Below are 26,686 nucleotides of genomic sequence, written 5' to 3'. Positions count from 1 at the left end.
TTCTTTCAGCGGTTTCGAAGGTGTTCATTCGCCGAGCGCCAGGTGGACGAGATCGTCGACGTCCAGCTCGGCGATGGCCCTGCCTTCATCGGCCGTGTCGACACCGCCGGTCTCCGGTGCGCCATCACCCTGGGCGATCAGCCGGACCAGGGCGTCCATCAGCCCTGCCTCCCGGAACCGGGCGAGCGGGACGGACGCGAGGGCGTGCCTCAGCCGTGCCTCGTCGACGTCGGGTGCGCCCGCGTCGGCGCTCTCCGGGAGCAGTGCGTCGTGCAGGTGTGCGGCGAGGGTCTGCGGGTTCGGGTAGTCGAAGACGAGCGTGGCCGGAAGCTTCAGCCCCGTCGCCTCGCGCAGCCGGTTGCGCAGTTCCACCGCGGTGAGCGAGTCGAACCCGGCGTCCTTGAAGGCCAGGTCCGTCCGGACGCGCTCCGGTCCGGAGTGGCCCAGGACGGCTGCCACCTGCGTGCGGACCAGGTCGACCAGGAGCTTCTTCCGCTCGGCGGCGGGCAGTGCCGCCAGCCGGTCGTGCAGCCGGCGGCCCTCGTCGGCCGCGGCCGCCGTGTGCGCCTGCTGCCGGCCGGCCGTGACCAGTCCGCGCAGCATGTGCGGTACGCCGCCCGCGGCCGCGTCGGCCCGTACCGCGCGCAGGTCCAGCTTGGCGGGGACCAGCAGCGACTGGCCGGCTCCCACGGTGGCGTCGAAGAGTTCCATGCCCTCCGCCGGGGTCATCGCCCGCAGGCCGCCGCGCCGGTTCATCCGGTTCCGGGTGAGGTCGTCGGTGTTGGCGGCCATGCCGTCGGTCTGGTCCCACAGGCCCCAGGCCAGGGAGAGGCCCGGCAGGCCGGCGGCCCGGCGGCGGGCCATCAGGCCGTCGAGGAAGGCGTTGGCGGCGGCGTAGCTGCCGCTGCCGGCGCCCATGAAGACGGCGGAGACCGAGGAGTAGACGACGAACGCGTCCAGGTCCAGGCCCCGCGTCAGTTCGTCCAGGTGCGTGACGGCGTCGACCTTCGGCGGGAAGACGCCGGCCAGCCGCTCGGGGGTGAGCGCCTCGATCACACCGGCGTCGATGAGGCCCGCGGTGTGGATGACCCCGGTGAGGGGGTGCTCGGCCGGTACGGACGCCAGCAGCGCTTCGGCCTGGGCCCGGTCGGAGACGTCGCAGGCCGCCACCGTGACGGTGGCGCCCAGCTCGGTCAGCTCGGCGACCAGTTCCTCGACCCCTTCGGCCCGCGGGCCGCGGCGGCTGGCCAGCAGCAGGTGCCGTACGCCGTGGACGGAAACCAGACGGCGGGCCGCGAGGGCGCCCAGCGAACCGGTGCCGCCGGTGATCAGGACGGTGCCCTCGGGCCGGAACACGGCCGGGGCGTCCGTGGCCCGGCCCGCCGTACGGGTCAGGCGCGGGACGGACAGGGTGGTGCCGCGGGCCGCGACCTGGGGCTCACCGCTCGCCAGCGCCGCACCGAGGACCGGCTCCGGCCCGCCGTCGGCGGCGGGGTCGGTGTCCAGCAGGACGATCCGGTCCGGGTTCTCCGCCTGCGCGGCCCGGACGAGACCCCACACCGCCGACCCGGCCGGGTCGGTCACCGCACCGCTCTCCCCCGCCGGCACCGCACCCCGAGTGGCCACGACCAGCCGCGACTCCTCCGGACCGGAGCCCGCCAGCCACGCCTGCACGACCCCCAGCACGCGCGAGGTCAGCTCCAGCGCCGAACCCCCGCCGCCGACGGCCTCCAGGACCGCGAGGGCGGGCGCCGCCGCCCCGTCGGCCGCCAGGGCCGTGACGTCGTCGGCGGTGGCCACCGGGGCCCACGACACCGGCGCTCCCCCGGCCTGGGGCAGCTCCGTCCACTCCACCTGGAACAGCGAGGTGGCGGCCACCGTGCCCGCCGCCGCGTCCACCTGCTCGACGGACACGGGGCGCAGGGCCAGCGAATCCACCGTCAGCACCGGGCCACCGGTCTCGTCGGCGGCCTCCAGGGAGACGGCCCCGGGCCCCGCCGGGGCGACCCGCACCCGCAGCGCCGAAGCGCCCGCGGCGTGCAGCACCAGCCGGTTCCAGTCGAGGGGCTGGCGGAGTTCCGGAGCGTCGGCCGTGCCGGGCGTCTCCACGTGCAGGGCCGCTTCCAGCAGTGCGGGGTGCAGACCGTACGCACCGGCCCCGCCGCGCTGCTCCTCGGTGAGGGCGACCTCGGCGAAGACCTCCTCGCCGCGCCGCCAGAGCGCGCGCAGGCCCTGGAACGCGGGCCCGTAGCCGTATCCGCGGCCGGCGAGCTCCCCGTAGAAGTCGCCGGCCTCGACGGGCCGGGCGCCGGCGGGCGGCCAGGCGGTGAAGTCGAACTCCGGGGCCCGCGCGGCCGGGGCGGCGGCCGACAGGACGCCGGTGGCGTGCCGCGTCCACGCGGCCCCCTCGGCGGCGTCCTCGCGCAGCGAGTACAGCTCCACCGAGCGGGCACCGTTCTCGGCGGGCGCGCCGACCGCGACCTGGACCCGGACGCCGCCGTGCTCGGGCAGCGCGAGCGGGGTCTCGATCAGCAACTCCTCCAGCACCCCGCAGCCGGCCTCGTCGCCCGCCCGTACGGCGAGCTCCACCAGGGCGGCGGCGGGGACGAGGGCCACGCCGCCGATCCGGTGGTCGCCGAGCCAGGCGTGCGTGCGCAGGGAGAGCCGCGAGGTGAAGACGAGCCCGTCCGACTGCGGCAGCTGGACGACCGCGCCCAGCAGCGGGTGGTCGGCCTTGGCCTGGCCGAGGGAGGCCGCGTCGGTGGCCGCCTCGGATATCCGGAGCCAGTAGGACTGGTGGTCGAAGGCGTAGGTGGGCAGGTCCACATGGGCCGATGTGGCGGGCAGGAGCGCAGCCCAGTCGACGGGAACACCCCGGACGAAGAGCTCGGCCATGGAGGTGTACAGGCGGCGCAGGCCGCCGTCCTCACGGCGCAGCGAACCCGCGACGATGGCGTCGGCGTCCGTGCCGTCCACGGTCTCGGTGACGGGCTGGACGAGCACGGGGTGGGCGCTGACCTCCAGGAACACCCCGTAACCCTGCGAGGCCAGTTCGGCCACGGCAGGGCCGAAGCCGACCTGTCCGCGCAGGTTGCGGTACCAGTAGCCGCCGTCCAGGACATCGGCGTCCTCGACCCAACCGCCGGTGACCGTGGAGAAGAACGGCACCGTCGGCGCCTTCGCCGCGATGCCCGCGAGGGTCTCGGCGAGCAGCTCCTCGATGGCCTCGACGTGCCGGGTGTGGGACGCGTAATCGACGGCGACCCGGCGGACCCGGACGCCTTCGAAGGCCAGTGCCTCCAGGGCCTTGTCCAGCGCCTCGGCGTCACCGGCGATCACCACGGACGACGGGCTGTTGACCGCCGCCACCTCGACCCGGTCCGCCCACGGCGCCAGCTTCGCGACCGCTTCGTCGGCGCTCAGCGCCACCGAGGCCATTCCGCCCCGGCCGGCCAGCTCCTTGGCGATGGCCTGACTGCGCAGGGCCACCACCCGGGCCGCGTCCTCCAACGACAGGGCGCCCGCGACGCAGGCGGCGGCGATCTCACCCTGCGAATGCCCGAGCACCGCATCCGGCTTGACGCCCACCGACCGCCACACGGCGGCCAGACCCACCATCACCGCGAAACTCGCCGGCTGGAGGACATCCACCCGCTCCAGCAGCTCCGGACCGGCCTCACCCCGCAGCACCTCGACCAGCGACCAGTCGACCCACGGCTCCAGCGCGGCAGCGCACTCGGCGATCCGCGCCGCGAACACCGGCGAGGAGTCGAGCAGTTCACGACCCATACCGGCCCACTGCGCACCCTGCCCCGGGAACACCCACACGGTCCGCCCCGGCGCACCCGCACTGCCGCTCACCACACCGGCCGCGTCCTCACCGCGTGCGACGGCCTCCAGCCGCGTCAGCGCCTCCTCGGCGGATCCGGCCACGACGACCGCGCGTTCACCGAAGACCGCGCGCCGCGAGACCAGGGCCGCGGCGGCCTCCGCCAGGGGGGCGTCGCTCCCGCCGACGTACGCCGCCAGCCGCTCGGCCTGACCGGCCAGGGAGGCGGCGCTGCGCGCCGACACCACCAGCGGCACCACACCACCCGCCACCGACACCGGCTCCGCGGGCTCCGCCTCGGGGGCCTCAGGGGCCTCCTCCAGGATCAGGTGGGCGTTCGTCCCGCTGATGCCGAACGAGGACACGCCCGCCCGGCGCGGCCGGCCGTTCCCGGTCCAGTCGCGGGACTCGGTCAGCAGCTCGATGGCGCCTTCCGACCAGTCCACCTGCCGGGTGGGCTCCTGCGCGTGCAGGGTCGGGGGCAGGACGCCCTGCCGCAGCGCCTGCACCATCTTGATGACGCCCGCCACGCCGGCGGCGGCCTGCGTGTGCCCGATGTTGGACTTCAGGGAGCCCAGCCACAGCGGCCGCTCCGCGTCCCGGGCCTTGCCGTACGTGGCGAGCAGCGCCTGGGCCTCGATCGGGTCGCCCAGGGCCGTGCCCGTGCCATGGGCCTCGACGACGTCCACGTCGGACGCGGTGAGGCCGGCGCTCTGCAGCGCCTTGCGGATGACCCGCTGCTGCGAGGGGCCGTTGGGGGCGGTCAGGCCGTTGGAGGCGCCGTCCTGGTTGACGGCGCTGCCGCGGATGACGGCCAGCACCCGGTGGCCGCGCTCGCGGGCCACCGAGAGCCGTTCCAGCACCACGATGCCGACGCCCTCGGACAGGACGGTGCCGTCCGCGCCGTCCGCGAACGCCTTGCACCGGCCGTCGGCGGCCAGGCCCCGCTGGCGGGACATGCCGAGGACGCCGATCGGCGAGCCCATGACGGCGACGCCGCCGGCGAGGGCCATGGAGCACTCGCCCTGCCGCAGGGCCTGCGCCGCGAGGTGCATGGCGACCAGGGACGAGGAGCAGGCCGTGTCGACGGTGACCGCCGGGCCCTCGAAGCCAAAGGCGTAGGAGACGCGGCCCGAGGCCACGCTGCCCGCCGTGGCGGTGGTGACGAAGCCTTCGAGCTCCGCGGGCATGTTGCTGAGGGATTCCAGGTAGTCGTGGATGGAGACGCCGGAGAAGACGCCGATGTTGCCGCCCCGCTCCCGGGTCGGGTCGATGCCCGCCCGTTCGAGGGCCTCCCAGGACGCCTCCAGCAGCAGGCGCTGCTGCGGGTCCATGGCGAGGGCCTCGCGCGGGGAGATCCCGAAGAACGCCGGGTCGAACCGGGAGGCTTCGTGGAGGAACCCGCCGCGGTGCGTGTACGAGGTGCCCGCGCTGTCGGGGTCGGGGTCGAACAGGCCGTCCAGGTCCCAGCCCCGGTCGTCGGGGAAGGAGGACATGCCCTCGCGGCCCTCCGCCACCAGTCGCCACAGGTCCTCGGGGCCGGCCACCCCGCCGGGCAGCCGGCAGGCCATCCCCACGATGGCGATCGGCTCGTCCGGGTCCACGGCGGCGGCCGCCACGGCCGGCGCCGGGGTGCCGGCGTCGTCGGCGGTCTCGCCGAGCTCGTCGCGCAGGTGGCGGGCGAGGGCGTCCGGGGTCGGGTAGTCGAAGATCAGCGTGGCGGGCAGCTTCACGCCGGTGGCCGCGCTCAGCCGGTTGCGGAGCTCGACCGCCGTGAGGGAGTCGAAGCCGATCTCGTTGAAACCGCGGGTGCCCTGGGCCAGTTCGGGGCCACTGAAGCCGAGGACGGCGCCCGCCTCCTGCTGGACGATGCCCAGCAGCAGGGCCTCCTGTTCGGCGGCCGGCAGCCCGGCGAGCCGGCGGACGAGTCCGCCGCTGTCCGCCGCGGCCGCCCGCGCCACGCGGCGGCCGGCGCGGACCAGGCCGCGCAGCAGGTGCGGGACGCCGCCGCCGGCCGCGGCCTGGGAGCGGAGCGTCCGCAGGTCCAGCTTGATCGGGACGAGCAGCGGCTGGTCCGTGTGCAGGCCGGCGTCGAAGATGTCGAGGCCCTCGGTCTGCGTCAGCGCGAGGACGCCGCCGCGGCTCATGCGCGCCTGGTCGACGGCGCTGAGGTGGGCGGTCAGGCCGTCGCTCTGCTCCCAGAGGCCCCAGGCCAGGGAGAGGCCCGGCAGGCCGGCGGCCCGGCGGTGGGACATCAGTCCGTCGAGGAAGGCGTTGGCGGCCGCGTAGTTGCCCTGGCCGGCCGAGCCCATGAGGGCGGCGGCGGACGAGAAGACGACGAACGCGTCGAGGTCCAGGTCCCGGGTGAGGGCGTCGAGGTGGGTGACCGCGTCGACCTTGGGGGCGAACACGCCTGCGAGCCGCTGCGGGGTGAGGGTGGCGACCACGCCGTCGTCCAGGACGCCGGCGAGGTGCACGACTCCGCTGAGGGGGTGCTCGGCGGGGACGGAGGCCAGCAGGTCCGCGACCTGCGCGCGCTCGGAGACGTCGCAGGCCACCACCGAGACGGTGGCGCCCTGTTCGGCGAGTTCGGCGACGAGTGCCTGCACGCCCTCGGCGGCCGGGCCGCGGCGGCTGGCCAGCAGCAGGTGCCTTACGCCGTGCCGGGCGACCAGGTGCCGGGCGACGAGGGCGCCGAGGGAGCCGGTACCGCCCGTAACGAGGACCGTGCCCTGCGGCGAGAAGACGGCGGGGGCCTCCGGGGCCGCCGCGCCGGCGGCCCGGGCCAGCCTCGGGGCGGTGAGGGTGGTCCCGCGGACCGCGACCTGGGGTTCGCCGCCGGCGAGGACGGTGCCCAGTACCGGCTGGACGCCCGTTCCGGTGGCGGGGTCCAGGTCGATCAGGACGATCCGGTCCGGGTTCTCGGCCTGCGCGGCCCGGACGAGACCCCACACCGCCGACCCGGCCGGGTCGGTCACCGCACCGCTGTCCCCGGCGGGCACCGCACCCCGGGTGGCGACGACGAGCCGGGAGGTCTCCGGCGCGGACCCGGCGAGCCAGGCCTGGACGGCCTCCAGCACGCGGGAGGTCAGCTCCAGCGCGGAGCCCGCGCCGCCGACGGCCTCCAGGACCGGCACCGCGGCGTCCCCGGCCAGGGCCGCCACGTCGGCGGCGTCGGCCACCGGCACCCACGGCGTGGTGGCCGCGGCGCCCTCGGCGGGGGCCAGTTCGGTCCACTCCACGCCGAACAGCGCGTCACGGCCGTCGTCGCCGGCCGCGGCGTCCAGCTGGTCGGCGGAGACCACGCGGGAGACGAGGGAGTCCATGGTCAGGACCGTTCCGCCGGCCTCGTCGGCCGCCTGGAACGACAGCGCGTCCGGTCCGCACGGCGCGACCCGTACCCGCAGGGCCGAGGCGCCGACGGCGTGCAGCCGCAGCCCGTTCCACGCGAACGGCAGGACCTTGCGGTCGTCATCCGGGTTGGCGAAGGCGTTCGTGTGGAGCGCGGCGTCCAGCAGCGCGGGGTGGATGCCGAACTTCCCGGCCTCCTCGCGCTGGTCCTCGGGGAGGGCCGCCTCGGCGAACACCTCGTCGCCGCGCCGCCATACCGCGCGCAGGCCCTGGAAGGCCGGCCCGTACGCGTAGCCCCGCTCGACGAGGTCCCCGTAGAAGTCGCCGAGTTCGACGGGCTCGGCGCCGGCCGGGGGCCAGGCGGCGAAGTCGAAGTCCGGGCCGGTCCCGCGCTCGACGGGCGAGGCCGACAGCAGGCCGGTGGCGTGCCGCGTCCAGGCGTCCGTGCCGGCCTCGCCGGCGGCGTCCTCGCGCAGCGAGTACACGTCGACGCTGCGCAGCCCGGTCTCGGCGGGGCCGCCGACCGCGACCTGGAGGCGGACTCCGCCCTGTTCGGGCAGCACGAGCGGCGCCTCGATGACGAGCTCTTCCAGGACGCCGAAGCCGAACTCGTCGCCGGCGCGCACCGCGAGGTCGACGTACACCGTGCCGGGGACGATGACCTTGCCGCCGATCGCGTGGCCGGCGAGCCAGGGGTGCGTGCGCAGGGACAGCCGCGAGGTGAAGATCAGCCCGTCGGACTGCGGGAGCCGGACGACCGCGCCGAGGAGGGGGTGGTCGGAGCCGACGAGGCCCAGGGAGGCAGCGTCGGAGGCGCCGGCGCCCATGCGGATCCAGTAGTGCCGGTGGTCGAAGGCGTACGTCGGCAGGTCCACGCGCGCGGTGGTGGCGGGCAGGGCCGCGGCCCAGTCGACGGGCAGGCCGCGGACGAACAGCTCGGCCATGGAGGCGTACAGGCGGCGCGGGCCGCCGTCCCCGCGGCGCAGGGAGCCGGTGACCAGTACGTCGGCGCCGGTGCGGTCGGCGGTCTCGCTGACCGGCTGGACGAGGACCGGGTGGGCGCTGAGCTCGACGAAGACGCCGTGGCCCTGGGCGAGGAGGGCGGTGACGGCCGGACCGAAGCCGACCTGTCCGCGCAGGTTGCGGTACCAGTAGCCGGCGTCGAGGACGCCGGCGTCCTCGATCCAGCCGCCGGTGACGGTGGAGTAGAACGGCACCGCGGGCGCCTGGGCGCCGATCCCGGCCAGGGCCTCGGCGAGGGTGTCCCTGATGGCCTCGACGTGCCGGCTGTGGGAGGCGTAGTCCACGGCGATCCGGCGGATCCGGACGCCCTGGTCGTCCAGGGCGTCCAGGGCCTCGTCCAGGGCCTCGGCGTCACCGGCGATCACGACGGAGGCGGGACCGTTGACGGCGGCGACCTCGACCCGGCCGGCCCACCGCTCCAGGCGGGCGGCCGCCTCGTCGGCGCCGAGCGCGACGGAGGCCATGCCGCCGCGGCCGGCGAGGTCCTTGGCGATGGCCTGGCTGCGCAGGGCGACCACCCGGGCCGCGTCGTCCAGCGAGAGGGAGCCGGAGACGCAGGCGGCGGCGATCTCGCCCTGGGAGTGGCCCAGTACGGCGTCGGGCTCGACGCCGACGGACCGCCACACGGCGGCGAGGCCGACCATGACGGCGAAGCTCGCGGGCTGGAGCACGTCCACCCGCTCCAGCAGCTCCGGCGCGGCCTCACCGCGCAGGACGTCGACCAGCGACCAGTCGACCCACCGTTCCAGGGCGGTCGCGCACTCGGCGATCCGTGCCGCGAACACCGGGGAGGCGTCGAGCAGTTCGCGGCCCATGCCGGCCCACTGCGCGCCCTGGCCGGGGAACACCCACACGACCTTCCCGGGGCCGCCGGCGCCGGGCGCCCGGCCGGCGGTGACGGCGGCCGGGGTCTCACCGCGGGCCAGCGCCCGCAGCCCGGCCAGCGCCTCCTCGTGCGAGCCGGCGAGGACGACCGCGCGTTCGGCCAGCACCGCCCGGCCCGCGACCAGCGCGCCGGCCACGTCCGCCAGGGGCAGCCCGGGGGCGTCCTCGACGAACGCGGCGAGCCGTTCGGCCTGGGCCGTCAGGGAATCGGCGGTTGCGGCGGACACCACCAGCGGCACCGCGTCCGGGGCCTGCCGCGGCGCGGCCGCCGCCGCGGTCTCCTCGGCGGTCTCCTCGGCGGTCTCCTCGGCGGGGGCCTCCTCCAGGATCATGTGCGCGTTGGTGCCGCTGGCCCCGAAGGAGGAGACGCCGGCGCGGCGCGGGCGGTCGCCGCGCGGCCAGTCCCGGGCCTCGGTCAGCAGCTCCACCGCGCCGGCGGACCAGTCGACCTGCGGAGTGGGCGCGTCGACGTGGCGGGTCGCCGGGAGCACGCCGTGGCGCAGCGCCTGCACCGTGTTGATCACGGCGGCGACGCCGGACGCCGCCTGCGTGTGTCCGATGACGGACTTGACGGAGCCGAGCCACAGCGGCTGCCGCGGGTCGCGGCCCTGGCCGTAGGTGGCCAGGAGCGCCTGTGCCTCGATGGGGTCGCCGAGGACGGTGCCCGTGCCGTGGCCCTCGACCGCGTCCACGTCGGCGGGGGTGAGGCCGGCGCTCTCCAGGGCCTTGCGGATGACGCGCTGCTGGGCGGGGCCGTTGGGGGCGGTGAGGCCGTTGGAGGCGCCGTCCTGGTTGATGGCGCTGCCGCGGATGACGGCCAGGACCCGGTGGCCGCGCTCGCGCGCCACGGACAGCCGTTCCAGCAGCAGCACGCCGACGCCCTCGGCCCAGCCGGAGCCGTCGGCTCCGGCGGCGTAGGACTTGCAGCGTCCGTCGAAGGCGAGGGCGCGCTGGCGGGCGAAGCCGACGAAGCCGCCGGGCGTCGCCATGACGGTCGCGCCGCCCGCGAGGGCCATGGAGCACTCGCCGCGGCGCAGGGCCTGCGCGGCGAGGTGGATCGCGACGAGCGAGGAGGAGCACATGGTGTCGACGGTCACCGCGGGGCCTTCGAGGCCCAGGGAGTAGGCGACGCGGCCGGAGGCGACACCGCCGGCGGTCCCGAGGGCGCGCTCCAGGCTGAGGTAGTCCTCGTGGCCGCTGAGGTCCGGGGCGTAGTCCTGGTGGACGATGCCGGTGAACACGCCGACGTCGCCACCGCGCACCGAGTGCGGGTCGATGCCGGCCCGTTCGAAGGTCTCCCAGGACACTTCGAGGAGCTGGCGCTGCTGCGGGTCCATGGCGAGGGCCTCGCGCGGGGAGATCCCGAAGAACCCGGCGTCGAACTGGCCGGCATCGCGCAGGAAGGCGCCTTCCTTGACGTACGTCGTGCCGGGGTGGTCGGGGTCGGGGTGGTAGAGGCCCTCGACGTCCCAGCCGCGGTCCTCGGGGAACGGGCCGTACACGTCGGCTCCTTCGGAGACCACGCGCCAGAAGTCCTCCGGGCCACGGATGCCGCCGGCGTAGCGGCACGCCATGGAGACGATCGCGATGGGCTCGGCGGCCGCCGCTGCGAGCGTGCTGTTCTCCTGCTGGAGCCGGGCGTTCTCCTTCAGCGAGGCGCGCAGTGCCTCGACGACCTGCTGGTCGGGCGCCGACATATCCATCCTCCACGATTCGTTCACAGGTGATCAGCTCGTCTTGCCCAGGGCCCGCTGCACGAGGTCGGCAACGTCCATGGCGTCGATCAGTTCCGCGTCGGCGGCGGGCGCCGGCGGTTCCCCTCCGGGTGCGGCGGCGCCGGTGGCGTCGGGGTCCGCGTCCGTTGCGGCTTCGGCGAGGCCGAGGAGGGCGTCCAGCACTCCCGCTTCCCTGAACCGGGCGAACGGGACGGACGCCAGGACCTGCCTGAGGTCGTCCTCGCGCGGGTCCGGGCCGTCGTCGGCCTGCCGGAGCAGTTCGGAGCGCAGGTGGCCGACCAGGGCCTCGGGGGTCGGGTAGTCGAAGATCAGCGTCGCGGGCAGCCGCAGTCCGGTGGCCGCGTTCAGGGTGTTGCGCAGGTTGACGGCGGCCAGCGAGTCGAAGCCGACCTCCTGGAAGGCCTGCCGCGGGCCGATGCCGTCGGCGCCGCTGTGGCCGAGGACCGTCGAGGCGTGGCCGCGGACCAGCCGGAGCAGGATGCGGTCCTGTTCGGCCTCCGGGACCGCGCGCAGGGAGTCCGCGAGGGACGCGGCGGCGTCGCTGTCCCCGCCGTCGCCCTGCAGGGCCTGGAGGGCCCGCGCGGCTTCGGGGAGGTCGGCGAAGAGGGGGCTGGTGCGGACGGACGTGAACGCGGGGACGAACGCGGCCCAGTCCATGTCGGCCACGGCCACGGACTTCTCGTTGCCCTGGACCGCCTGCACCATCGCGGTGACCGCCAGCTGCGGGGGCACGGGCAGGACGCCCCGGCGGCGGAGCTGGGCGAGGGCTGCCTCGTCCATGCCCACGCCGACCATGTCGAGAGCGCCCCAGGCGATCGACGTCGCCCGCAGGCCGCGGCCGCGGCGGCACTCGATCAGGGCGTCGAGGACGGCGTTCGCCGCGCCCGAAAGGCCCTGGCCGCCGCCGCCCCACACGCCGGCGATCGAGGAGAAGACCACGAACGCGTCGAGCGGCGTGTCCGCGAACAGCCCGTCCAGCCACACGGCCGTGTCCACCTTGGCGGCGAACACGTCGGCGAGGTCCTGGACGCCGGTGTCGTCGATGGCGCCGGTCCGCGTGATGTCGGCGGCGTGCACCACGGCCGTGAGCGGCTGCTCGGGCGCCGCGGGGTCGGCCAGCCGTGCGAGGGCCTCCCGGTCGCTGTCCGCGCAGGACTCCACGGTGGTGTCGAGGCCCAGCGCGGCGAGTTCGGCCCGCAGCTGCGCCACGCTGTCGTCGGCCGCCCGGTCGGTGGTGGTGACGACGAGGCGGGTCGCCCCGGCCTGGGCGAGCCAGACCGAGGCGTGCCGGCCGAGGCCTTCGGCTCCGCCGGTGACGAGGACGGTGCCCCGGGGCCGCCAGCCGTCGCCGGTGGACTCCGGTACGGGCTTGCGGACCAGGCGTCGGGCGTACACGCCCGAGCGGCGTACCGCGAGCTGGTCCTCGCCGGCGGCGGAGTTGAGGGCTCCAAGCAGGTGGGGGGCCGTCCGCGGGTCGTCGGTGGCGGGCAGGTCGAGCAGGCCGCCCCACCGGTCGGGCCGTTCGAGCGCGGCGGCCCGGCCGAGGCCCCACAGCGCCGCCGGAGCCGGGGAGGTGAGGGTGTCGTGGATGCCGATGTTCACGGCGCCCCGGGTCACGCACCACAGCGGCTGGGGGGCGTCGCAGTCGCCCAGGGCCTGGATCAGGGCGAGCGTCGGCGCGGTGGCCGAGGCCGGGTCCTGGGGGCGCCCGTCGCCGGCGGGCCGGTCGTCGGGCGCGGGGAGGTCGAGTGCGAGGAGGGAGAGGACGCCGCTCAGGTCCTGGGCGGCCAGGACCTCGCGCAGGCGCCGGGCGAGCCGGTCCCGGGTGAGGTCGGCGGCGTCGGCCTCCAGCAGGACGGTGCCGAGGCCGAGGCCGGTCAGCTGCTCCAGGAGCGCGTCGGTGGCACCGCCGGCCGGGCGGCCGGACGGGACGACGACCAGCCAGCGGCCGCCGGGTACGCCGGCCGCCTCGCGTTCGAGGGGCTGCCAGGTGACGTGGTAGCGGAGCTTCTCGGCGGTGGACCGTTCGCGGCGCCTGCCGCGCCACTCGGCCAGGACGGGCACGACCGTGTCCAGGGCGCCGCGCTGGTCGGCCGACGCCATCTCCAGCAGCTCGCCGAGGGAGTCGAGATCGGCCCGCTCGACGGCGTCCCAGAAGTCGGAGTCCGCGCCTTCGGCCTCCCCGGCGGCGCCGGTGGCGGTGTCCGCCTCCTGGAGCCAGTAGTGCTGGCGGTCGAAGGCGTACGTCGGGAGCTCCACGCGGCGGGCCGGCTGCGGCAGGACACCGCTCCAGTCGACGGTGGCCCCGCGGACGAACAGCTCGGCCGCCGAGGCGTACAGCCGGCGGAGGCCGCCGTCCCCGCGGCGCAGGGAGCCGGTCACCACGGCGTCGGTTTCGGCGCCGTCGGCCGCCTCGTTGACCGGCTGGACGAGCACCGGGTGGGCGCTGACCTCGACGAAGACGCCATGGCCCTGGGCGAGGAGGGCGGTGACGGCCGGGCCGAAGCCGACCTGTCCGCGCAGGTTGCGGTACCAGTAGCCGCCGTCCAGGACGCCGGCGTCCTCGACCCAACTCCCGGTGACCGTGGAGAAGAACGGCACCGTCGGCGCCTTCGCCGCGATGCCCGCGAGGGTCTCGGCGAGCGTGCCCTCGATGGCCTCGACATGCCGGCTGTGGGACGCGTAGTCCACGGCGACGCGGCGGACCCGGACGCCTTCGAAGGCCAGCGCCTCCAGGGCCTCGTCCAGCGCTTCGGCGTCACCGGCGACCACCACGGACGACGGACTGTTGACCGCCGCCACCTCGACCCGGTCCGCCCACCGCTCCAGCCGGGCCACGGCCTCGTCGGCGCTCAGCGCGACGGAGGCCATACCGCCCCGCCCGGCCAACTCCTCGGCGATGGCCTGGCTGCGCAGGGCGACCACCCGGGCCGCGTCCTCCAACGACAGCGCACCGGAGACGCACGCGGCGGCGATCTCACCCTGCGAGTGCCCGACGACCGCGTCGGGGCGGACGCCGAGGGAGGCCCAGACGGCCGCCAGGCCGACCATGACGGCGAAGCTGGCGGGCTGGAGCACGTCGACGCGGTCCAGCACCTCCGGCGCGGCCTCGCCCCGCAGGACGTCGGTCAGCGACCAGTCGACCCACGGCTCCAGCGCGGCGGCGCACTCGGCGATCCGCGCCGCGAACACCGGCGAGGAGTCGAGCAGTTCACGGCCCATACCGGCCCACTGCGAGCCCTGCCCCGGGAACACCCACACGACCTTCCCCGGTCCGCCCGCGCCGGGGGCGGCGCTGCCGGTCACCAGGTTCGGGGCGCTCTCGGCGCGGGCCAGTGCCCGCAGTCCCGCGAGGGCCTCCTCGTCGGACCCGGCCACGACCACCGCGCGCTCGCCGAGCAGCGCACGGCTCGACACCAGGGCTCCGGCCACGTCCGCCGGCGACACCGCGTCGGCGCCCTCGACGTACGCGGCCAGCCGCCCGGCCTGACCGGCCAGGGAGGCGGCGCTGCGCGCCGACACCACCAGCGGCACCACACCACCGGGCGCGGAAACCGGCTCGGCGGGCTCCTCCTCGGGGGCGTCGGGGGCCTCCTCCAGGATCAGGTGCGCGTTCGTCCCGCTGGCGCCGAACGAGGAGACCGCGGCCCGGCGCGGCCGGCCGTCGCGCGGCCACTCCCGGGCGCCGGTGAGCAGCCGTACCGCCCCGGCGGACCAGTCGACGGCCGTCGTGGGTTCCTCCACGTGCAGGGTGCCGGGCATCACGCCGTGCCGCATGGCCATGACCATCTTGATGACGCCCGCCACGCCGGCGGCGGCCTGCGTGTGGCCGATGTTGGACTTGAGGGAGCCGAGCCACAGCGGCCGCTCCGGGTCCCGGCCCTTGCCATAGGTGGCGAGCAGCGCCTGGGCCTCGATCGGGTCGCCCAGCGCCGTGCCCGTGCCATGGGCCTCGACCACGTCCACGTCGGCGGGGGTGAGTCCGGCCGTGTCCAGCGCCCTGCGGATCACCCGCTGCTGCGAGGGGCCGTTGGGGGCGGTCAGGCCGTTGGAGGCGCCGTCCTGGTTGACCGCGCTGCCGCGCAGCACGGCGAGCACCTCGTGCCCTCGCTCGCGGGCCACCGACAGGCGCTCCAGCACGACCACGCCGACGCCCTCGGCCCAGCCGGTTCCGTCGGCCGTCGAGGAGAAGGCCTTGCAGCGGCCGTCGGCGGACAGGCCGCGCTGCCGGGAGAACTCCATGAAGGCGTCCGGACTGGCCATGACCGTCGCACCGCCGGCGAGGGCCATCGAGCACTCGCCCTGCCGCAGCGCCTGCGCCGCCAGGTGGATCGCGACCAGGGACGAGGAGCACGCCGTGTCCACGGTCACGGCCGGGCCCTCGAAGCCGAACACGTACGACACGCGGCCCGAGGCCACGCTGGCCGCCGTGCCGGTCATGAGGTAGCCCTGGACGTTCTCGGGGACCTGGTGGAGCCGGGTCACGTAGTCGTGGTGGACGATGCCGGTGAAGACGCCGATGTCGGAGCCCTTGGCGGACAGCGGGTCGATGCCAGCCCGCTCCAGGGCCTCCCAGGAGGTCTCCAGCAGGAGCCGCTGCTGCGGGTCCATGGCGAGGGCCTCGCGCGGGGAGATCCCGAAGAGTCCGGCGTCGAACTGCGCCGCCTCGTGGAGGAAACCGCCCGAACGGGTGTAGCTCGTGCCCGGGTGGGCCGGGTCCGGGTGGTAGAGGCCCTCCAGGTCCCAGCCGCGGTCGAGCGGGAAGCCGGAGACCGCGTCACGCTGTTCGGCGACCAGCTTCCACAGTTCCTCGGGGCTGTCCGCGCCGCCCGGGAGCCGCGTGCTCATGGCGACGATGGCGATCGGCTCGTCGGAGACGGCCGCCGCGGCCGGGGCGGCCGGCGCCTCCTGCTCGCCGAGGAGCTCGGCGAGCAGGTGGGCCGCGAGGGCGGTGGGGCTCGGGTGGTCGAAGACGAGGGTCATCGGCAGGTCGTCCACCCCGGTGAGTTCGCGCAGGTGGTTGCGGAGCTTGACCGCGCTGAGCGAGTCCACGCCGAGGCCCTTGAAGGACAGTTCCGCGTCGAACGCGTCCGACGCGCGGTGGCCGAGCACGTACGCGGTCGCCTCCCGGACCAGGTCGCGCACCACGCGCCGGCGCTCCTCGGCCGGCAGCGCGGCGAGCCGGCCGGCGAGCCCGCCCCCGGCGCCTTCACCGCGCGCTGCGGGGCGCCGGACGGGGGCCCGCGGCACGGTCCGCTCCCCGGCCCCGGGGGCCGTCCGGACGGATTCCCGCCCGGGTGCGGCGTCCAGGGCCAGCGGGCCGAGGACCGCGACGGGGTCGCCCGCCGGGTCGGCGAGTTCCAGCAGGTGGCGGCCGTCCTCGGCCGGGGTGGCGCGCAGCCTCAGCGCGGTGGCGCCTTCCGCGTACACGGTCAGGCCCGCGCTGAGCGACAGGTCGCGGACGCGGCCGTCGCCGGCCGGAGCCGTGGCGGTGTCCAGGACGCGCAGCGCGGCGTCGAGGAGGGCCGGGTGGAGGGTGTACTGCCCCGCCTCGTCGGCGCGTTCGGTGGGCAGGGTGATCTCCGCGAAGGTGCGGCCGTCCTGCTCCCACACGAGCGGCGCTTCGGGGAGGGCGGTGTCGCCGTCGGCGGGCAGCGGCCAGGTGCGCGGGTCGAAGGAGGGCTGCGGGGTGCCGGGCACCAGCACGGCGCGGGCGTGGCGGGTCCAGGTCCCGTGCCCGTCGTCGTCGGAGCGGCGGCCGTGGACGGCTGCGCGGCGGCGGCCGTCCGGGCCGGGGCCGTCCACCGACACCCGGATCCGGGTGTGGCCGTGCTCCGGGACCGTCAGCGGCGCCTCGACGGCGATCTGTTCGAGGCTTCCGCAGCCCGCCTCGTCGCCGGCCCGGACGAGCATCTCCAGCAGTGCCGCGGCCGGGACGCCGTCGGTGGCGTCCGCGGTGGCCGGGCCGGAGGGCCGTCCCGGGCCGTGCGGGGCGAGCCGCCCGGTGAGCACGTAGCCGCCGTCCCCGTCCGCGGCGCCGGGTACGTCGACGACGGCGCCGAGCAGCGGGTGTCCGGCAGGCGTGGTGCCGAGGGCTTCGGCGCCGCCGCGCGGGTCGGCGTCGGAGCCGGCCCAGTACCGCTCGTGCTGGAAGGCGTACGTGGGCAGTTCGGGCCCGGCCGCCGTGGCGGGCCGGCCGAGGACGGCCGTCCAGTCCGTGTCCACGCCGCGTACGTGCAGTTCCGCGAGGGCGGTCAGGACGCCCTCCGTCTCGCCGCCGTCCTTGCGCAGGGCGGCGACACAGGCGTGATCCCGGGTGTCGCCGAGGGTGGCGGACGCGAGCGCGGCGAGGGCGCCACCGGGGCCCAGCTCCAGGAACGTGGTGGCCCCGCGGTCGCCGAGGGCGGTGACGGCGTCGCCGAACCGTACGGCGCCGCGGGCCTGGTCGACCCAGTAGCCGGGGGTGGCGAGCAGTCCGTCGCGGGCGGGGGCGCCGGTGAGGGTGGAGACGACGGGCAGGGTGCCGGGCCGGTACGTCAGGCTCTCCGCGACCGCGCGGAACTCGTCGAGCATCGGTTCCATGAGCGGGGAGTGGAAGGCGTGGCTGACCGGCAGCCGGCGCGTCTTGCGGCCGCGGCCCGCCAGTTCGGCGGCGATGGCGAGGACGGGCTCCTCGGCGCCGGAGAGCACCAGGGCGTCGGGGCCGTTGACCGCCGCGACGCAGACGACGCCCCGGGCCCGTGCCAGCAGGGGGGCGAGTTCGACCTCCGTCGCCTGGACGGCGGCCATCGCGCCGCCCTCGGGCAGGGCCTGCATCAGCCGGCCGCGCGCGGCGATCAGCCGGCCCGCGTCCCGCAGCCCCAGGACGCCGGAGACGTGCGCGGCGGTGATCTCGCCGACGGAGTGGCCCGCGAGGAGGTCCGGACGCACTCCCCAGGACTCGAAGAGCCGGTAGAGCGCGGTCTCCAGGGCGAACAGGGCGCCCTGGGTGTAGGCGGTCCGGTCGAGCAGTGCGCTGCCGGGGGTTCCCGGGGCGGCGGCCAGGACCTCGCGCAGGGGGCGCTCCACGTGTCCGGCCAGGTGCTCCTCGACGGCGGCGCAGGCCGCTTCGAAGGCCTCGCGGAAGACGGGCTGGGTGCGGGCGAGTTCGCCGCCCATGCCGGCCCACTGACTGCCCTGGCCGGTGAAGAGGACGGCCAGCTTGCCGGGGGCGGGGGTGCCGAGGACCACGGCGGGGGCCGCCTCGCCACGGCCGAGGGCGCCGAGGCCGGCGGCGGCCGCGTGCCGGTCGGCGGCCAGGACGACGGCGCGGTGGTCGAGCTGGGCGCGTGCGGTCCCGAGCGCGTGGGCGGCGTCGGTGAGGGGCACGTCGGGGCGCTCGTCGAGGAAGCGGGCGAGGCGGGCGGCCTGGCCGCGCAGTCCGGCCCGCGTCCGCGCCGACACCGGGACGGGCACGGGTACGGCTACGGGTGCGGGGGCGTCCGCCTGTGCGGGGTCGTCCGCCGGTGCGGGCAGCGGTCCGGCGGTGGCGGGCGGCCGTGCGGGGGTGGCGTGGGGCTGTGCGGGGGCCTCCTCGACGATGACGTGGGCGTTGGTGCCGCCGATGCCGAAGGAGGAGACGCCGGCCCGGCGGGGGCGGCCGTCGCCGGGCCAGTCGCGGGCCGCGGTCAGCAGTTCCACGGCGCCCGCGGACCAGTCGACGTGCGAGGACGGGCGGTCCACGTGCAGGGTCCGCGGGAGGACCCCGTGCCGCATGGCCATGACCATCTTGATGACGCCCGCCACACCGGCGGCCGCCTGCGTGTGGCCGATGTTCGACTTCACGGAGCCCAGCCACAGCGGCCGGCCTTCCGGCCGGTCCTGGCCGTAGGTCGCGAGGATGGCCTCGGCCTCGATGGGGTCGCCGAGGGCCGTGCCGGTGCCGTGGGCCTCCACGGCGTCCACATCGGCGGCGGCCAGCCCCGCCTGGGCCAGGGCCTTGCGGATCACCCGCTGCTGGGCGGGGCCGTTGGGGGCGGTCAGGCCGTTGGAGGCGCCGTCCTGGTTGACGGCGGAGCCGCGCAGTACGGCGAGCACCCGGTGGCCGCGGCGGCGGGCGTCCGACAGCCGCTCGACGAGCAGCAGGCCCGCGCCCTCCGACCAGCCGGTGCCGTCGGCCCCGTCCGCGAACGCCTTGCACCGGCCGTCGGGGGCCAGCCCGCGCTGACGGGAGAACTCGACGAAGGTCTCGACGGTGCCCATCACCATCACGCCGCCGGCCAGGGCCATCGAGCACTCGCCCTGCCGCAGCGCCTGCGCGGCCATGTGCAGGGCCACCAGGGAGGAGGAGCAGGCCGTGTCGACCGTGATGGCCGGGCCCTCGAAGCCGTAGTGGTAGGCGATGCGGCCGGAGGTGACGGCGCCGGAGGAGCCGGTGAGGCGGAACCCTTCGACGCCGGACGCGTGGTGCGTCCGTACGGTGTAGTCGTGGCTGTTGACGCCGACGAAGACGCCCACGTCCTCGCCGGCCAGCGTCGTCGGGTCGATCGCGGCCCGCTCGAACGCCTCCCAGGAGGTTTCCAGCAGCAGGCGCTGCTGCGGGTCCATGGCGAGGGCCTCGTTCGGGGAGATGCCGAAGAAGGCGGCGTCGAAGCCGGGGGCGTCGTCGAGGAACGCGCCGTGGCGGACGTAGGTGGTGCCGGGGTGGTCGGGGTCGGCGTGGAACAGCCCGTCGGTGTCCCAGCCGCGGTCGGCGGGGAACTCGGTGACGGCGTCGACGCCGTCGGCGACCACCCGCCAGAGGTCCTCGGGGCTGTGCACGCCCGCCGGGAAGCGGCAGGCCATGGCGACGATGGCGATCGGGTCGTCCGCGTCCGGCCCGGCGGACGGCGTGCCGGGCAGCGGGGGCCGCCCGGGTGCGGCGGCCGCGGGGCCGAAGAGCCTGGTGCGCAGGTGCTCGGCGAGGGCGGCCGGCTTCGGGTGGTCGAAGACCACCACCGGGGAGAGGGTCAGCCCGGTCGCGGTGGCGAGGCGGTTGCGCAGCTCCACCGCGGTCAGCGAGTCGAACCCGGCCTCCTTGAAGGTGCGGCCCGCGGGGACGGCGTCGGCGGTGGGGTGTCCCAGCACCTCGGCGGCGTGCCGCTGGACCAGTCCGAGGAGGGCCTCGGACTGCTCGGCCCCGCTCAGGGCGGCGATGCGCTCGCGCAGGGGGGTGGCGGCGGACGGGCCGGCGGCGGCCCGGGCCGTGGGCCGCGGCGACGGGGCCAGGCCACGCAGCAGCGGCGGCACCGGGGTCTCGGCGGCGGCCTTGCGGAGGGCGGGCACGTCGAACTTGGCGGCCACGAGGACGCCGCTCGCGCCGAGGGCGGCGTCGAGGAGGGCCATGCCCTCGGCGGCGGAGAGCCCGCTCATGCCGATGCGCTCGTTGCGGCGCAGGTCGGCGGCGCCGAGGTGCCCGGTCATGGAGCTGACCGTCGACCAGTAGCCCCAGGCGAGGGAGACGGCCGGCAGGCCGAGGGTGCCCCGGTGGCGCGCGAGCTCGTCGAGGCAGGCGTTGGCGGCCGCGTAGTTGGCCTGGCCGGGGTTGCCGAGCACGCCGGCGGCGGAGGAGTACAGGACGAACGCGGCCAGGTCCAGGTCCCGGGTGAGCTCGTGCAGGTGCAGCGCCGCGTCCACCTTCGGCCGCAGGACGGTGTCCACGCGCCGCGGCGTCAGCTCGGTGAGCACCCCGTCGTCCAGGACACCGGCCGAGTGCACGACGGCGGTGAGCGGGTGCTCGGCCGGTATCGCGTTCAGGAGGGCTTCGACCTGGGCCCGGTCCGCGGTGTCGCACGCGGCGACGGTGACGGACGCGCCCAGGGCGGTCAGCTCGTCGTGGAGGCCGGGGGCGTGGCCGCGGCGGCCCGCCAGCACCAGGTGGCGCACGCCGTACGCGGTGACCAGGTGGCGGGCCGTCAGCGCGCCGAGCGTGCCGGTGCCGCCGGTGATCAGTACGGTGCCCTCGGGGTCCAGCGCCCGCCTCCCGGCCGGGGGTTCACCCGAAGGGACCCGTACCAGGCGGGGCACCTCGGCCACGCCGTCGCGCACCCTGATCTGTGCTTCGCCGCTGAGGAGCACGGCCGGCAGGGCGGAGCGGGGGGCGTCGAGCGCGGCGAGGACGATCCGGCCCGGGTGCTCGGACTGCGCGGAGCGCACCAGCCCCCACACCGCGGCCGCCTCCAGGCCGTGGTCCTCGCCGGTGACCACGGCCAGCCGGGTCTCGGCCAGGGCGGGTTCGGCCAGCCAGGCCTGGAGGACGGCCAGGGCCGCGTCGACCGCCGCACGGGGGTCGGTGGTGCCGGCTCCGGCCGGGACCTCGTACAGGAGGACGTCGGGGGCCCGGCCGGCGGAGGCGGTCACGTCCGCACCGGTGGCGACGGACACGACGTCGAGGGGCCGGCCGGCCGCGGCGGGGAGCGCGTACGGCGTCCACTCGACGCGGAACAGCGCGTCGTGCGGCAACGCTCCCGCGAGCCCCTCCTGTTCGGGCGAGAAGGGGGTGCAGTGCACCGAGGCGACGGTCATGACGGGCTGCCCGGCGGGGTCGGTCAGCTCCAGGCCCCCGCCTTCGGCCGGCCGCACGCGCAGGGCGGCGGCGCCGGACGCCAGCAGGGACACCCCGGTCCACCGGGACGGGTGCGTGCCGGCGGGGACGACGGTGCGGACGGCCGCGTCCAGCAGCGCGGGGTGCAGGCCGTAGCGGCCCGCGTCGCGCAGGGAGCTCTCGTCCAGGGCGACGTCGGTGGCCCGCCCGGTGCCGGCGGGCGGGTTGCCGGCGGGCGCGGTGCCGGCGGCCGCGGTGGGAGCGAGCACGCCGTGCGCGTGGCGCGTCCACGGGGCGTCGACGGCGGCGTCGGCGGCACGGGAGTGGACCTCCACCGGCCGCTGTCCGGCCGCGTCGGGTGCGCCGACGCTCACCTGGATGCCGCGTCCGCCGCGCTGCGGCAGCACGACGGGCGCGTCGACGGTCAGTTCGGCGAGTACGGGGGCGCCGGCGAGGTCGCCGAGCCGGATGGAGAGCTCGACCAGGGCCGCGTTCGGGACGACGACGGCGTCGGACACCAGGTGGTCCGCGAGCCAGGGGTGCGCGCGCAGCGACCAGTGCGACGTGGCCATGAGCCCGCCGGGGCCGGGCAGGCCGACGACCGCACCGAGGAGGGGGTGACCGGCCGGGGCCAGGCCGAGCGAGGCCGCGTCGGCGGCCGGGCCGGCCGCGGGGAGCCAGTAGTGCCGCTGGTCGAAGGCGTACGTCGGCAGCTCCACGCGGCCCGTGGTGGCGGGCAGGAGCGCCGCCCAGTCCACGGCCACGCCGCGGACGAACAGCTCGGCCATGGAGGTGTGGAGACGGCGCGGGCCGCCGTCCCCGCGGCGCAGCGAGCCGGTGACGACCGCGTCGGCGTCGAGGCCGTCGACGGTCTCCGCGATCGGCTGGACGAGCACCGGATGGGCGCTGACCTCCAGGAACACCCCGTGTCCCTGCGAGGCCAGTTCGGCCACGGCCGGGCCGAAGCCGACCTGACCGCGCAGGTTCCGGTACCAGTAACCGCCGTCCAGGACTCCGGCGTCCTCGATCCAGCCGCCGGTGACGGTGGAGTAGAACGGCACGGCCGGCGCCTGGGCGGTCACCGGGGCGAGCGCCTCGGCGAGCGTGCCCTCGATGGCCTCGACGTGCCGGGTGTGCGAGGCGTAGTCCACCGCGACCCGGCGGACCCGGACGCCTTCGAAGGCCAGCGCCTCCAACGCCTCGTCCAGCGCCTCGGCGTCACCGGCGACCACCACGGACGACGGACTGTTGACCGCCGCCACCTCGACCCGGTCCGCCCACCGCTCCAGCCGGGCCACGGCCTCGTCGGCGCTCAGCGCGACGGAGGCCATACCGCCCCGGCCGGCCAACTCCTCGGCGATGGCCTGGCTGCGCAGGGCCACCACCCGGGCCGCGTCCTCCAACGACAGCGCACCGGAGACGCACGCGGCGGCGATCTCACCCTGCGAATGCCCGAGCACCGCGTCGGGCTGAACACCCACGGACCGCCACACGGCGGCCAGACCCACCATCACCGCGAAGCTGGCGGGCTGGAGCACGTCCACCCGCTCCAGCAGCTCGGGCGCCGCCTCACCCCTCAGGACCTCGGTCAGCGACCAGTCGATCCACGGCTCCAGCGCGGCGGCGCACTCCGCGACGCGCTCGGCGAACACCGGCGAGGAGTCGAGCAGTTCCCGTCCCATGCCGGCCCACTGCGAACCCTGGCCGGGGAACACCCAGACCACCCGGCCCGGAGCAGTCGCAGTGCCGGAGACCACACCCGTCGGACTTTCGCCACGTGCCAGCCCCTCCAGCCCCGTCCGCGCCTCCTCGGCCGAGGAGGCCACGACCACCGCGCGCTCGTCGAAGAGCGCCCGCTCCGCCACCAGGGCCGCGGCGGCCTCCGCCAGGGGGGCGTCGCCCCCGCCGACGTACGCCGCCAGCCGCTCGGCCTGCCCGGCCAGGGAGGCGGCGCTGCGCGCCGACACCACCAGCGGCACCACACCACCCGCCACCGACACCGGCTCCGCGGGCTCCTCCTCGGGGGCCTCGGGAGCCTCCTCCAGGATCAGGTGCGCGTTCGTCCCGCTGACCCCGAAGGACGAGACGCCCGCCCGGCGCGGCCGCCCGGAGCGCGGCCACTCCCGCGCCTCGGTCAGCAGCTCCACCGCACCCGCCGACCAGTCCACCTGCCCGGTGGGTTCCGCCACGTGCAGGGTCGCGGGCAGCACCCCGTGCCGCAGCGCCTGCACCATCTTGATCACGCCCGCCACGCCGGCGGCGGCCTGCGTGTGGCCGATGTTGGACTTGAGCGAGCCCAGCCACAGCGGCCGCTCCGCGTCGCGGTCCCGCCCGTACGTGGCGAGGAGGGCCTGGGCCTCGATCGGGTCGCCCAGGGCGGTGCCGGTCCCGTGGGCCTCGACCGCGTCGACGTCGGCCGGGGCCAGCCCGGCGGCGGCCAGTGCCCTGCGGATCACGCGCTGCTGCGCCGGACCGCTGGGCGCCGTGAGGCCGTTGGAGGCGCCGTCCTGGTTGACGGCGCTGCCCCGCAGCACCGCCAGCACCCGGTGGCCGCGCTCGCGCGCCACCGACAGCCGTTCCAGCACCACGACGCCGGCGCCCTCGGCCCAGCCCGTGCCGTCGGCCGTGGAGGAGAACGCCTTGCAGCGTCCGTCGGCGGCGAGGGCCCGCTGCCGGGAGAACTCCACGAAGTGGGCGGGCGTCGCCATCACGGCCACGCCTCCGGCCAGGGCCATCGAGCACTCACCCTGCCGCAGCGACTGCGCCGCCAGGTGCAGCGCCACCAGGGAGGAGGAGCACGCGGTGTCCACCGACACCGCCGGGCCTTCGAGTCCCAGGACGTACGAGACCCGGCCCGAGGCCACGCTCGCCGCCGACCCGGTGGTGGTGAAGCCCTCCAGCTCCGGGGCCGCCGCGGCGGCGCCGGTCCCGTACCCCTGGCCGAACAGCCCGGAGAACACGCCGACGTCGGCGCCCTTCAGCGACAGCGGGTCGACGCCGGCCCGCTCCAGCGCCTCCCACGAGGTCTCCAGCAGCAGCCGCTGCTGCGGGTCCATCGCGAGGGCCTCGCGCGGGGAGATCCCGAAGAACCCGGCGTCGAACAGGCCGGCGCCCTCCAGGAAGCCGCCCTGGTCGGTGTACGAGGTGCCCGCGTGCCCGGGGTCCGTGTGGAAGAGACCCTCCAGGTCCCAGCCCCGGTCCTCGGGGAACCCGGAGACGGCGTCCCGGCCCTCGGACACCAGCCGCCACAGGTCCTCCGGACCCGCGACCCCGCCGGGCAGCCGGCATGCCATGCCGACGATGGCGATCGGCTCGCCGGGGTCGGCGGCGGGACCCCTGCCCGTCCCGCCGGTCTCCGGGGCGGCGCCGAGGATCTCGGCCCGCAGCCCGGCCGCCAGGGCCGCCGGGGTGGGGTGGTCGAAGACGACGGTGGTGGGCAGCTCCAGTCCGGTGCTCTCCACCAGCCGGTTGCGCAGGGCGACGACGGCCAGGGAGGTGAAGCCCAGATCGCGGAAGGCCCGGTCGGCCGGAACCCGCTCGCCGCCCGGCTCGCCCAGCACCTCGGCGGCCCGCGTGCGGACCAGGTCCTCCAACAGCGCCAGCTGCGCCCGCCCGTCCAGTGCGGCCAGCCGCTCGCTCAGGGCGGCGGTGACGGCGGCGTCGGGCCGGCTCTGCCGCGCGGCCTCCTCGGCCAGGCCGGCACCCGCCTCGTACCGCAGTACGCCGGGCCGTTCGGCCAGCAGCCGCCGCTGGGTCTTGCCGGAGGCGGTCCGGGGGATGGAGTCGACCTCGCGGACCTGCTCGGGCACCTTGTACGGGGCGAGCTGCTCGCGGCAGCAGGCGATCAGCCCGGCGGCGTCGAAGCCGGAGGCGCCGGGGACCACGTACGCGACGGGGACCTCGCCGAGGGTCTCGTGCGGCAGGCCGGCGACGGCCGCGTCGGCGACGCCGTCGACGGTGCGCAGGACCGCCTCGATCTCCTCGGGGTGGATGTTCTCCCCGCCGCGCAGGACGAGTTCCTTGATCCGGCCGCAGATGGTGAAGTAGCCGGCCTCGTCGCGGCGCGCCAGGTCGCCGGTGCGGAACCAGCCGTCCTGGAGCGCGGCGGCGGTCGCCTCGGGGTCGTTGTGGTAGCCGACCATGACGTTCGGCCCGCTGACCCAGACCTCGCCCTCCTCTCCGGCCGGTACGTCCCGGCCGGTGGTGGGGTGCACGACGCGGACGTCGACGCCGGGGGCGGGCAGGCCGCAGGAGCCTTCGACGCGGGCCCCGTCCGGGGGGTTCATGGTGATGGCGCCGCAGGTCTCGGTGCTGCCGTAGGCGTCGACCAGCGGGACGCCGAAGAGCTCCTCGAAGTCACGGACCAGTCGGGAGCCGGTCACGGCGCCGCCGACCAGGCCGATGCGCAGGCTCGGGACGGAGAAGCCGTCCCTGCGGGCGGCGGCGACCAGGTGGTGGTAGGTGGTGGGGACGCCCGCCAGGAAGGTGCAGTGCTCCTCGCGCAGGGTGCGGATGACGTCCTCGGCGGAGCTGCCGTCCATGATCCGGGCGGTGGCGCCGACGACGGTGACCGACAGGACGCACGCGATGTGCGAGAGGCTGTGGAAGAGCGGCAGGGGCCAGAGCACCCGGTCCCGGTCGGTGAGGCCGGGGACGGGCACGTAGGAGGAGGCCACGGACCACAGGCAGTTGCGCTGGGTCGACAGGACGCCCTTGGGGCGGCCGGTGGTGCCGGAGGTGTAGAACATCCAGGCGACGTCGTCGAGTCCGAGGTCGTCCCGGGCGGGCAGGGCCGGCTCGCGCAGGGCGAGTGCGTCGTACGAGTGGGACGAGGGGTCCCCCGCGGTGCCCTGCTCCGCCGGGGTCCCGCCGGTCACCAGCAGCGTGGTGCCGGGCCCGAGGGCCGCCGAGCCCCGCAGCCGGTGGGCCTGGGCGGCGTCGGTGATGACCACCCGGGCGCCGCTGTCGGCGAGCAGGTACTCCAGCTCGGCGAGGGACGAGGCCGGGTTGAGGGGGACGCCGATGCCCGCGGCGCGGACGATCGCGAGGTAGCCCTCGATGGTGGAGACGGTGTTGCCGAGGCAGAGGGCGACCCGGTCGCCGGGCCCGACGCCCAGGCCCGCCAGGTGTCCGGCGAGCCTGCGCGTACGGGCCTCCAGGTCGGCGTAGGTGACCGACCGCCGGTTGTCCTCGAAGGCCGTCTTGTCGGGGAAGCGGGTCGCGTTCTCCAGGAGTGCGACGGGAAGTGGCCTGATGAGTTCGGTGCGCACTGCGCCGCAATTCCTTTCGAGGGGACGACTG

General features: G+C 76.4%; 2 protein-coding genes. Both read right to left on the bottom strand.

The window, feature by feature from the left end; translation table 11 throughout:
- Positions 1–24 precede the first annotated feature (24 nt).
- Complete coding sequence (locus ACZ5NJ_RS19690; RefSeq protein ID WP_468766308.1) at positions 25–10,809, bottom strand: type I polyketide synthase; 10,785 nt, start codon at positions 10,807–10,809, stop codon at positions 25–27.
- A gap of 6 nt (positions 10,810–10,815) precedes the next feature.
- Positions 10,816–26,655, bottom strand: a complete 15,840-nt coding sequence (locus ACZ5NJ_RS19685; protein WP_468766307.1) for a type I polyketide synthase — start codon at positions 26,653–26,655, stop codon at positions 10,816–10,818.
- Positions 26,656–26,686: the final 31 nt, after the last annotated feature.

The organism is Streptomyces sp. NPDC032091 (assembly GCF_055580265.1).
The sequence above is the reverse complement of the archived record's forward strand: the minus strand, read 5'-3'. Positions and strand labels throughout refer to the sequence as shown.